Annotated in this window: 12 protein-coding genes; 5 read left to right on the top strand and 7 right to left on the bottom strand. The window is 71.1% G+C overall.

From position 1 onward, the window contains the following. Nucleotides 1-478 precede the first annotated feature (478 nt). Nucleotides 479-1,432, top strand: coding sequence for a manganese catalase family protein (locus BIU94_RS01390; protein WP_071253428.1), 954 nt, complete (start codon nucleotides 479-481; stop codon nucleotides 1,430-1,432). 99 nt (nucleotides 1,433-1,531) lie between these two features. Here the strand turns inward: BIU94_RS01390 and BIU94_RS01385 are convergent, their stop codons facing one another. Next, nucleotides 1,532-1,966 (bottom strand): VOC family protein, encoded by a 435-nt coding sequence (locus tag BIU94_RS01385; protein ID WP_071253426.1) that lies wholly within the window; start codon nucleotides 1,964-1,966, stop codon nucleotides 1,532-1,534. 20 nt (nucleotides 1,967-1,986) lie between these two features. Continuing rightward, nucleotides 1,987-2,829 carry a helix-turn-helix transcriptional regulator gene (locus tag BIU94_RS01380; protein ID WP_071253424.1) on the bottom strand — a complete coding sequence of 281 codons (843 nt, stop codon included), beginning with the start codon at nucleotides 2,827-2,829 and terminating at the stop codon, nucleotides 1,987-1,989. Nucleotides 2,830-2,930: 101 nt separating this feature from the next. Between BIU94_RS01380 and BIU94_RS01375 the strand changes: the two genes are divergently transcribed. Further along, entirely contained in the window at nucleotides 2,931-3,611 is a 681-nt protein-coding gene (locus BIU94_RS01375; protein WP_071253421.1) for an SDR family NAD(P)-dependent oxidoreductase, read from the top strand. Between the two features lie 58 nt (nucleotides 3,612-3,669). Here BIU94_RS01375 and BIU94_RS01370 read toward each other — a convergent pair whose 3' ends face one another. Beyond that, nucleotides 3,670-4,542: a DUF808 domain-containing protein gene (locus BIU94_RS01370; protein ID WP_071253415.1), complete on the bottom strand. Its 873-nt coding sequence runs from the start codon at nucleotides 4,540-4,542 to the stop codon at nucleotides 3,670-3,672. A 99-nt stretch (nucleotides 4,543-4,641) separates the two neighbouring features. Here BIU94_RS01370 and BIU94_RS01365 point away from each other — a divergent pair, with 99 nt between their 5' ends. Next, nucleotides 4,642-4,911: a hypothetical protein gene (locus tag BIU94_RS01365; RefSeq protein ID WP_071253414.1), complete on the top strand. Its 270-nt coding sequence runs from the start codon at nucleotides 4,642-4,644 to the stop codon at nucleotides 4,909-4,911. 7 nt (nucleotides 4,912-4,918) lie between these two features. Here BIU94_RS01365 and BIU94_RS01360 read toward each other — a convergent pair whose 3' ends face one another. Both BIU94_RS01360 and BIU94_RS01355 read right to left on the bottom strand, forming a co-directional pair. Further along, nucleotides 4,919-5,314 carry an arsenate reductase ArsC gene (locus tag BIU94_RS01360; RefSeq protein ID WP_071253412.1) on the bottom strand — a complete coding sequence of 132 codons (396 nt, stop codon included), beginning with the start codon at nucleotides 5,312-5,314 and terminating at the stop codon, nucleotides 4,919-4,921. A 46-nt stretch (nucleotides 5,315-5,360) separates the two neighbouring features. Beyond that, a complete protein-coding gene (locus BIU94_RS01355) occupies nucleotides 5,361-5,774 on the bottom strand; it encodes a VOC family protein (protein ID WP_071253408.1) in 414 nt (137 codons plus the stop codon). Nucleotides 5,775-5,777: 3 nt separating this feature from the next. Between BIU94_RS01355 and BIU94_RS18175 the strand changes: the two genes are divergently transcribed. After that, the gene (locus tag BIU94_RS18175) at nucleotides 5,778-5,903 is read left to right on the top strand and encodes a hypothetical protein (protein ID WP_302846688.1); all 126 of its coding nucleotides are present in this window, start codon (nucleotides 5,778-5,780) and stop codon (nucleotides 5,901-5,903) included. Nucleotides 5,904-6,025: 122 nt separating this feature from the next. On the opposite strand, the gene BIU94_RS01350 is transcribed toward BIU94_RS18175, so the two are convergent. Next, the gene (locus BIU94_RS01350) at nucleotides 6,026-6,613 is read right to left on the bottom strand and encodes a TetR/AcrR family transcriptional regulator (protein WP_083404512.1); all 588 of its coding nucleotides are present in this window, start codon (nucleotides 6,611-6,613) and stop codon (nucleotides 6,026-6,028) included. Between the two features lie 74 nt (nucleotides 6,614-6,687). Next, nucleotides 6,688-8,736, bottom strand: coding sequence for an MDR family MFS transporter (locus tag BIU94_RS01345; RefSeq protein WP_071253404.1), 2,049 nt, complete (start codon nucleotides 8,734-8,736; stop codon nucleotides 6,688-6,690). A gap of 148 nt (nucleotides 8,737-8,884) precedes the next feature. Here BIU94_RS01345 and BIU94_RS01340 point away from each other — a divergent pair, with 148 nt between their 5' ends. After that, a complete protein-coding gene (locus BIU94_RS01340) occupies nucleotides 8,885-10,678 on the top strand; it encodes a DEAD/DEAH box helicase (protein ID WP_071253402.1) in 1,794 nt (597 codons plus the stop codon). Nucleotides 10,679-10,883 lie beyond the last annotated feature (205 nt).

The raw sequence follows: 10,883 nt of genomic DNA, 5'->3' as shown, positions 1-10,883 counted from the left end.
GACCTCGGGCACCGAGGCGACCGGTGCGGGGACCTTCGACTCCGACGACGACGACACCGTGTGGATCGAGGGCGTCGCGGCCTGGGCGGAGGAGATCCCGAACGCTGCGCCACCGAGGACGAGGGCGCCGGTCGTGGCGAGGGTGATGCTGGTCTTGAGGCTCTTGCGCATGATGTGGATCCTTTGCTTGGTGTCGCGCTCGGCGCGGCTGCTGTGTGCGCGCCGAACACACCCTGGTGCAGGGTGGAGAACCAGCGTGGTGCGGCTGGTGAGCGCTCCGGGTGTTTCCCGGTCGTTGCAGGTGATTCGGCACCACCCGCGAAGTCGATTGGGTCGATTCCACGTCGTTACCTCTCCGTGACCTCCGGGGTCGACGGCGCCGTCACGTCCGCTGGACGCGGCGACCGTGTTCGCTGCCAGGCACGCCCGAGGACGGTGAGGCACACGGCGGATCCGCCGTCGACAGCAAGGAGGCTCCATGTACTTCCACGCACAGACCTGGATCAACGAGATCGCCGACGGCGAGCCCGACCCCGCAGCGGCCAACGCCCTGCAGGAGGGACTCGGCGGCCAGTTCGGCGAGATGCGCACGATGATGCAGTACCTCTTCCAGGCGATGAACTTCCGTGGTCCCGCCGCGAAGCCGTACCGCGACCTCATCCAGGGAGTCGGGACCGAGGAGATCAGCCACGTCGAACTCATCGGCACCACGATCTCCCGTCTGCTCGACGGGTCGCCCGAGTACTCGGGCAAGCTCACCGACCCGCTCGACACCCCCGGGGCGAAGGGCGCGACGCCGCTCTCCATCGCGCTCGACACGAGCAACATCCACCACTACCTGGTCGGGGCGCAGGGCGCCCTGCCCGTCGACTCGGCGGGCAACCCCTGGAGCGGCAGCTACGTCTACAACTCCGGCAACCTGCCGCTCGACCTGCTCTACAACCTGATGCTCGAGTCCACCGGTCGGCTGCAGAAGTGCCGCATCTACGAGATGACGGACAACCCGACCGCCCGCGGCACCATCGCGTACCTCATCGTCCGCGACCAGGCGCACGAGAACGCCTACGCGAAGGCGCTCGAGACCCTCGGGGTGGACTGGAAGACACTCCTGCCGATCCCGAAGACGAACGCCGAGCAGTTCCCGGAGGTCAAGCAGCTCGTCGACCTCGGACTGCAGAGCAAGCAGTACAGCTTCGACCTCGACGGCGCGTCCGAGGCCGGCAAGATCTTCCGCGGGGCGTCGCCGTCGAAGGACGGCACCGACCTGTCCGCCACCGAGCAGGCCCCCACCGGTTCGCCCTCGTTCATCGCGCCCGAGCGGCTCGAGGAGTTCTCGCCGGGTCTCGACGCCGACCTGCTGGCACTCATCCAGCAGACCGCCGAACTCGAGCTCGACGAGGCGGAGGACCCGCTGTACGGACCCGTCGCCTGACGGCTCCGGTCGCTGACGTCGTCACCGCACCACGTGCGGTGGACGCGCCAGGGACCGGACGGGAGGCCCGTGGCGACCCCGCCACGGGCCTCCCGTCCGTCAGTCGAGGCAGAACTCGTTGCCCTCGACGTCCTGCATGACGATGCAGGACTCGTCGACGCCGTCGGCGAGCATGCGGCGCACCTGCGTCGCGCCGAGCGCGACGAGGCGGTCGCGCTCCGCGTCGAGCGCCGCGAGGCGCTCCGCACCGACCAGACCGGGCCCCACCCGCACGTCGAGGTGCACCCGGTTCTTCACCACCTTGCCCTCGGGGACGCGCTGGAAGAAGAGGCGCGGTCCGATGCCCTGCGGGTCGACGCAGGCGAACGCCCGACCGCGGTGCTCCGGCGGCAGCTGGTCGTCGAACGCCTGCCACGACTCGGAGCCCGGCGGGGGCGGCGGCACCACGTAGCCGAGGACCTCGCACCAGAAGCGGGCGAGGCGCTCGGGTTCCGCGCAGTCGAACGTGACCTGGACCTGTCGCACCGTGGACATGGCGCCAGCGTACGACGCGGTCAGGCCGGTGTCGCGGACAGTCGCTGGGTGCCGGTGACGCGCAGCAGGTCGAGCCGCTGCTCGTCCTCCGACCCCGGCACGGCCGTGTAGACCACGATCCGCAGGTCGCTCCCGGGAGCGGTGAGCACGTCGCAGTCGACCGTGATCGGGCCGACCGGCGTGTCCGTGAGGGTCTTGCGACTCGACCGGTGCTCGGCGACCTTCGCCTCGGCCCAGCGCCGCTCGAACTCCGGCGCACTGGTCCGGAGCCGCTGCACCAGGTGGGCGAGCGCGGCGTCGCGCGGGTAGCGGCCGACGGCGGTCCGAAGGTCGGCGGCGAGGTCGCTGGCGAAGTCCTCCTCGTGCTGGGCGTCGAACTCGACACCCGCGTGGCCCGCGGTGAAGTGCCGCCACACCAGGTTGCGGTCGAGGCCGGTGTGCGCCGCGGGGTCGCCGCCGATCGCGGCCCACAGCGGGTTCCACAGCAGGATGTCGTGGCTGGCGGAGAAGACCGCGAGCGGGACGTCGCCGAGCCGGTCCACGATGCGCTGTACGCCGGGGCCGATGTGCCGGGGGACGGTGCCGGCGGACGGGGGAGCCGCGCCGGCGACCCGGTACAGGTGGTCGCGCTCGTCGTCGGTCAGGCGGAGCGCGACGGACAGCGCACGGAGCATCTGCGGGGACGGGTTCGAGGCCCGACCCTGCTCGAGGCGGACGACGTAGTCGACGCTGACCCCGGCGAGGGCCGCGAGCTCCTCGCGGCGCAGACCGGACGTGCGGCGGCCGGCCCCGGACGGCAGCCCCACCTCGGCGGGGGTGACGCGGTCGCGCCAGGCCCGCAGCACGTTCGCGAACTCGCTCATGCGTCCATCCTGCCCGCGGGACGGCTGCGCTCGGTGGTACCGGCAGTCCCACCGTCGTGCGGGACCTGGGAGTCCGTCAGCAGCAGGCGCACGATGGACCCATGACCACCACACTCATCACCGGGGCGAACAAGAGCCTCGGACTCGAGACCGCCCGACGACTCGTCGAGGCCGGCCACACCGTCTACGCCGGCATGCGCGACCTCGACAGCGGTGACGCCGCCCGGGAGGTCGGGGCCACGGCCGTGCAGCTCGACGTCACCGACCAGGCGAGCGTCGACGCCGCGATCGCCTCGCTGCCCGCGCTCGACGTGCTCGTGAACAACGCCGGGGTGCTCGGTGCGTCGTTCGGTGTCGACGACCTGACGCCCGAGCGCCTGCAGGACGTGTTCGACGTCAACGTCGTCGGCGTGGTCCGGGTGACGCAGGCCGCGCTGCCGCTGCTCCGACGCTCCGAGCAGCCCGTCATCGTGAACGTCGCCTCGGGCGTCGGCTGGCCGCGCTGGCTGACGACCGAGGGCCGCGACGAGTACCCGGTGCCGGCGGTGCCCTACGCCGCCTCGAAGGCCGCCCTCATCGCGCTCACCGTGCAGTACGCGAAGAACCTGCCGGACTTCCGGATCAACGTCAGCGACCCCGGGTACACGGCCACGGACTTCAACGGGCACGGCGGCCACCAGACCGTCACCGAGGGGACGGACGCGACCGTTGCGCTCGCACTCCTCGGCGCCGACGGGCCGACCGGTGAGTTCCACGACCGGCGGGGGCGCATCGAGTACTGAGCGCACCGCGGGGCGCCGGTCGTCCGGCGCCCCGCACCGTCGACCCGTCCGTGCTGCGTCAGTGCTTACCGCGCAGGCGGCCGATGCCCAGGACGATCGCCACGACCACCATGCCGAGGACGACACCGGCGACCGCGGACACCGCGGTGTCGACGATCCAGACCACGACGGGGCCGGCGGCCTCGACGGCGTGCGTGACGGCGTGCAGCACGTCGTACGGACCGTGCCAGGAGGTCTCGGCGAGGTTCGCGATGACCAGGTGTCCGCCGACCCAGAGCATCGCGACGGTGCCGATCACGCTGATCACCCGGAAGACGGTCGGCATCGCCCGCACGATCCGGGCACCGGTCCGCCGGGTCCCGCGGGTGGGCTGCTTCATCATCTGCAGGCCGACGTCGTCGACCTTCACGAGCAGGGCGACCGCGCCGTAGACGACGGCCGTCATGACGAGACCGATCACGACGAGTGCGCCGAGCGTCGGCCAGAGCCCGAGGTCCGGGTCGAGGCCGTCGAGGGCGATGAGCATGATCTCGGTGCTGAGGATCAGGTCGGTGCGGATCGCGCCGAACACGAGCTTGCCCTCGGACACCGCCTCGGACGCGCCGCCCTCGTGGTGGACGCCGAACCACTCGGTGACCTTCTCCGCGCCCTCGAAGCACAGGTACGTGCCCCCGAGCAGCAGGAGCCACGGCAGCACCCAGGGTGCGAACGCCGTGAGCAGCAGCGCGAGCGGGATGATGATGACGAACTTGTTGAACAGGCTGCCGAGCGCGATCCGCCCGACGACGGGCAGCTCCCGCGCGGGGGCGAGGCCCTGCACGTACTGCGGCGTGACGGCGGCGTCGTCGATGACGACGCCGGCGGTCTTCGCGCTGGCCTTCAGGGCCGCGGACAGGATGTCGTCCACCACGGCGAGCAATCCGACTGACATGGTGACGCACTCCGATCGATCCGCCCCTGTGGCGATGCTCAGCGTACTGGCCGGCACCGAGCCTGAACGCCACCGCTCGGCCGTCCGTATGCTCGCGGCATGGCTGACTTCACCGCTGCCCAGGCCGCCGTCGTCCGGATCGAGCGCGCAGAGGAGGGCCGCTGGGACCTCTCGCTCATCAGCGACTCCGGTGTGGCGATGGGCCACGGCGTCTACCTCTTCGACGCCGACCACGACGACGCCGAGGACGAGCAGACCGCCGCGCTCGACTTCGTCCGCGAGTACGGCTTCCGGTTCGAGCGCGACGCGGTGCAGACCGAGGGGCTCGGCGTCTTCTGGGCGCCGCTGCTGCCGGCCGACCAGCAGTAGGGCGCCGCTACAGCGACGCGAGCAGCGCTTCGACGCGGGCGCGGATGTCGTCACGGATCGGGCGGACGCGCTCGATCGGCTGCCCGGCCGGGTCCTCGAGCTCCCAGTCCTCGTACCGCTTGCCGGGGAACACCGGGCACGCGTCCCCGCACCCCATCGTGACGACGACGTCCGACTCGCGCACGGTGTCGGTCTCGAGCACGGCTGGCTGGGCACCGGCGATGTCGATGCCGGCCTCGGCCATGGCCCGGACGGCCACGGCGTTCACCCGGTCGGCCGGTTCGCTGCCGGCCGAGAACACGCGGACGCGGTCGCCGGCGAGGTGCTGCAGCCAGCCGGCGGCCATCTGCGAGCGGCCGGCGTTGTGGACGCACACGAACAGGACGGTGGGGCGGTCGGTCATGCCGCCATCATCCCAGCGGTGACCGTCGTCGGCGTGCCGGACCGGGTCAGCGCAGGGCGGACGCCTCGAAGCCGATCAGCCACGTGACGCCGAACGCGTCCCGCACGGTGCCGTCCCAGTCGCCCCACGGGCGTTCCTGCAGGGGGTCGAGGACGGTGCCGCCCGTGGCGAGCCCGTCGAACCACCGGCGCAGGACGTCGGGTGCGGCCGTCCCGAGCAGCGCGAAGAGCAGACCGGACGCCGCGAACGGTTCCTCGTGCCCGCTCGTGTCGGTCGCGAACAGGTCGACCGCGCCGGTCAACTGCCCGTGTGCCACCGCGTCGGCGGGGCCGTCGGTGCGGGCGAGGTCGGCGAAGGTGGCGATCCGGACCTCGCCGCCGAACACGCCCTGCCAGTGCTCGAGGGCCTGCCGGGCCGTGCCGGCGAAGCGGAGGTACGGCGTCGGTGCGGTGGCGTCCATGGCGTGACCGTACCGCCGCCGGTCGCCGGGTGTGCCGTCGTCGTCAGCGGGTCGGTCCGACCGACCATGCAGCAGCGCACCCTCGGCCGACAGGGCCTGACCGTCCGCGGGGAGCGCGCGATGGGCTGAGCCCGGCCGAGCGACGGACGTGAGGCCCGTGGCGCGCCCGCCACGGGCCTCCCGTCCACCGGACGGTCGTGTCCGGAGCGTGTCTCGGGGGCCGGGGGCGGTGCCCCGCGCCTGCGGCCCCGTCAGGACGCGAGCGCCACCATCTCGCCCACGACGGCACGCAGGCGCTCGGCGAGCTCGTCGTTGCTCCGCACCGTGTCCCGGTGGGCGACCTCGCTCAGGGCCGACATGACGAGCGTCACGGCGGTCCGGGCGGTCTGCTCGTCGGTCCGGGTGCCCACGACACTGAGCAGGGACTGCCGCGACTCGGCCATCCACTGCATGACCGTCGAGGACATCTCCGGACGCAGCACGAGCAGTTCCTTCATGCGGCGGCGGTCCTGCGACAGCGGCACGGTGGCGGCGATGAGCACGCACAGGTCGTCGACGAGTGCGCCGTCGGCCTGCTCGAACCAGGCGGCGCTGCGCTCCGGGACCTCGACCGAGTCGAGGCCGAGCGCTGCGTGCGCCTTCGACGTGAAGTAGTTGAAGAAGGTGCGCGGGGAGACGTCGGCGTCCGCGCAGATCTGTTCGATGGTGACGCCGTCGAGACCGTGCGCCGACACGAGCGTGAGCGCCGCGTCGTGGAGCGCCTGACGGGTCTGCTGCTTCTTGCGCTCCCGCAGGGTGCACGGTGCTGCGGCGTCCGGCGGTGCTGCGGTGGTGGGCACGGGCACTCCTGGGGTTCGGGGGGTGGTGGGCCGCCCGTGCCGGGATGTCGGCACGGCACGGGCGGCCCGGTCGGTCACCGGCGCTGCGTCGGCGTGGAGCCGGTCATCGGACCGGTGAAGCTGCCGGCCTCGGCCGCGGCGAGCCCGGCGTCGGACTCGAGCTGTGCCTCGGCGGACATGTCGGCACGCTCCTGGAGCGCGGACCGCTGGCGCAGCGGCGGCACCCGGAAGAACCAGGTGAGCACGAACGCGAGCAGGATCACGCCGAGGCCGACCCAGTAGATCGTGACCGACGAGGCGTTGAACCCGGCCATGAACGGGCGGGTCAGGGCGCTGTCGGCACCGGTCAGGAACGACGTGTCGTTCGTGCTCGTGCTGCTCGAGCTGCTGCTGTCACCGGCGTCGATCTGCTTCGCCAGGTCGGGCGTGACCTGGTCGACCCAGTAGGTGCGCTGGGCGGCGTCCGACCAGTCGACGACGACCTTGCCGTCCTGCACCGAGGCGTGCGCCCGCTCGGCGACGGCCTGCAGGACCACGGACTCGGGAGCCGAGGGGCCGGCGGCGGTGATCGCCTGGGCCGATGCCTGGTCGAGCTGGCGCTGGATGCCCTGCTCGAGCGGGGTGACGATCGGCGTCCAGATCTTCTCCATCGCACCCTGGTTCCGCGGGGCGGTGGCGACCGTCGGGTTCGTCGCCGCGTCGAGGGCGGCGTTCAGGTCCTTCTGGTTCGAGGTGGCGTGCAGGATGTTCGCCGGCATGACCGAGAACAGGATGGAGAGCAGGACGGCGGTGCCGAGCGTCCCGCCGATCTGGCGGAAGAACGTGGCCGACGACGTCGCGACGCCCATGTCCCGGGCCTCGACGGACCCCTGCGAGGCGAGCGTCAGCGACTGCATGACGGAGCCGAGCCCGAGGCCGATGAGGAACATGCCGATCATGAGGAACCAGAGCGGCTTGTCGATGGACATGAAGGTCAGCACGACGTAGCCGGCGGACACGAGCGCCGTGCCGATGACCGGGAAGATCCGGTAGCGGCCGACGCGGGCCACGATCTGACCGCTGGTGATCGACGCGATCATGAGGCCGCCGACGAGGGGCAGGGTCGCGAAGCCCGACTCGGTCGGGGTCAGGCCGACGACGATCTGCAGGTAGAGCGGGATGGTGAGCATCGCGCCGAACATCGCGAAGCCGACGAGGAACCCGATGACGGTCGCCATCGAGAACGTGCCGGAACGGAAGAGCTTGAGCGGGATGATCGCCGCGTCGCCCATCTTCGACTCGATGAGCAGCAGGCCGACGAGCCCGACGACGCCGATGACGTAGCAGGCGAGCGCGGCGGGGGAGCCCCAGCCCCAGGTGCGGCCCTGTTCGGCCACGAGCAGGAGCGGCACGAGGGTGACGATGACGGCGGTCGCGCCCCACCAGTCGACCTTCGGCTTGTCGGTCTTGTCGTGCACCTTCGGCAGGTGCAGGAAGACGATGACCATGACGAGCGCCGCGATGCCGATCGGGACGTTGATCAGGAGGACCCAGCGCCAGCCGGTGATCCAGAGGATCTCGGACGAGCCGGCGAGCAGGCCGCCGATGAGCGGGCCGATGACCGACGAGATGCCGAAGACCGCGAGGAAGTAGCCCTGGTACTTGGCGCGTTCGCGCGGGGCGAGGATGTCGCCCATGATCGCGAGCGGGAGCGACATGAGCGCGCCGGCGCCGATGCCCTGCACGGCGCGGAAGGCCGCGAGCATGAGCATCGAGGTCGCCATCGAGGACAGTACGGCGCCGACGATGAACACGACGATGCCGAAGATGTAGAGCGGGCGGCGGCCGAAGATGTCGGAGAGCTTGCCGTAGATCGGCGTCGCGATCGTCGAGGTGATGAGGTACGCCGTCGTCACCCACGCCTGCTGGTCGAGGCCGTGCAGGTCGTCACCGATGGTGCGGATCGCCGTGCCGAACACCGTCTGTCCGAGCGAGGACAGGAACATGCCCGCCATCAGCCCGTAGATCACGAGGAGGATCTGGCGGTGGGTCATCAGCGGCTGCTGGTCGGGGCCGCCGGAGGCCGGAGCGGCCTCGGACGAGCTCCGACCGGGCTGCACCGGGACGGGTGCGGTGGCGGTCATCGAACTCCTTTTTCGGACTGTGAAACTTTGCAGACCGCGCAACGATACATCCACTAGTTCCGCAATGCAACTAAAGACGGGCGTCCGATGGTGCACAGGGGGTGCTCGTCCGTCACTGCTGCAGGCGTATTCGAGATACCGTTTCAGCATGAGCACGGACACCGCCACCACCACTGAGACCCTCGACGACGGGCCAGTGGTGACCTTCGCCGACCTCGGCCTGAGCGATGCTGTGCTCAAGGCCGTCAAGGACATCGGCTACGAGACCCCCTCCGCCATCCAGGAGGCCACGATCCCCACGCTGCTCGACGGCCGCGACGTCGTCGGTCTGGCGCAGACCGGTACCGGCAAGACCGCGGCCTTCGCGCTGCCGATCCTGTCCCGCATGGAGTCCGGCAGCAAGAAGCCGCAGGCGCTCGTGCTGTCCCCGACCCGCGAGCTCGCACTGCAGGTGTGCGAGGCGTTCGAGCAGTTCGCGTCGCACATGAAGAACGTGCACGTCCTGCCGGTCTACGGCGGTCAGGCCTACGGTGTGCAGCTCTCCGCGCTGCGCCGCGGCGTCGACGTCGTCGTCGGCACCCCGGGTCGCATCATGGACCACCTGGCGAAGGGCACGCTCGACCTGTCCGAGCTGAAGTACCTGGTGCTCGACGAGGCCGACGAGATGCTCAAGATGGGCTTCGCCGAGGACGTCGAGACGATCCTGGCGGACACCCCGGACGACAAGCAGGTCGCCCTGTTCTCCGCGACGATGCCCGCGCAGATCCGCCGCATCTCGCAGCAGTACCTGACCGACCCGGCCGAGATCACCGTCAAGACGAAGACGAAGACCGCCGCGAACATCACGCAGCGCTACCTCATGGTCTCGTACCCGCAGAAGGTCGACGCGCTCACCCGCATCCTCGAGGTCGAGGACTTCGAGGGCATGATCATCTTCGTCCGCACGAAGAGCGAGACCGAGACCCTCGCCGAGAAGCTCCGTGCCCGTGGGTACGCGGCCGCCGCGATCAGCGGTGACGTCGCCCAGGCCCAGCGCGAGCGCACGGTCAACCAGCTGAAGTCCGGCAAGCTCGACATCCTGGTCGCCACCGACGTCGCCGCCCGTGGCCTCGACGTCGACCGCATCACGCACGTCGTGAACTACGACATCCCCGTCGACATCGAGTCCTACGTGCACCGCATCGGCCGCACCGGTCGTGCCGGCCGCTCGGGTGACTCGATCAGCTTCGTCACCCCGCGCGAGCGTCGTCTGCTGTCGGCGATCGAGCGCCACACGAAGCAGCCGCTCACGCAGATGCAGCTGCCGACGATCGACGACGTCAACGAGACGCGTCTGACGCGCTTCGACGACGCCATCACCGCCGCGCTCGAGCAGCAGGACCGCATCACCGCGTTCCGTGACGTCATCGCGCACTACGTCCGGAACCACGACGTGCCCGCGGACGACGTCGCCGCGGCCCTGGCGGTCGTGGCGCAGGGCGACGACCCGTTGCTCCTGAGCGCCTCCGACGACGCGCTCCGCAGCCAGATGGACCGCGACGCCCGCCGTGGCGAGCGCGACGACCGCGGCGGACGCGACGACCGCGGCCCGCGCAGCGACCGTGGCGGCGACCGCGACCGCGGCCCCCGTCGGTCGCAGCCGATGACCGCCTACCGCATCGAGGTCGGTCGTCGGCACCGCGTCGAGCCGCGCCAGATCGTGGGCGCCCTCGCGAACGAGGGCGGGCTGCGCCGCGACGACTTCGGCGCGATCCGCATCCAGCCGGACTTCTCCATCGTCGAGCTGCCCGCCGACATGGACAACGGTGTGCTCGACCGCCTGACCGACACCCGGATCAGCGGCAAGCTCATCGAGATCAAGCCCGACCGTCGCGGTGGCGGTCGCCGCTACGACCGCGACGGTGACCGCGACGACCGTCCGGCGCGCCGCCCGCGCTCCTGACGCGACCCCCTGACGGACGGGAGGCCCGGTGCCAGCTGGCACCGGGCCTCCCGTCCGTCTGCGCCCCCGCGCGCGTGGTGGGCGGATCCGCGCGTGGTGAGCGGAACCGCGCGTGGTGAGCGGAACTGCGCGTGGTGAGCGGAACTGCGCGTGGTGAGGGGAACCGCGCGTGGTGTGGCGGAAGTTCTGACCTCCGACGCGCGGA

This window comes from Curtobacterium sp. MMLR14_006 (assembly GCF_001864985.1).
Taxonomy (GTDB): domain Bacteria; phylum Actinomycetota; class Actinomycetes; order Actinomycetales; family Microbacteriaceae; genus Curtobacterium.
The sequence above is the reverse complement of the archived record's forward strand: the minus strand, read 5'-3'. Positions and strand labels throughout refer to the sequence as shown.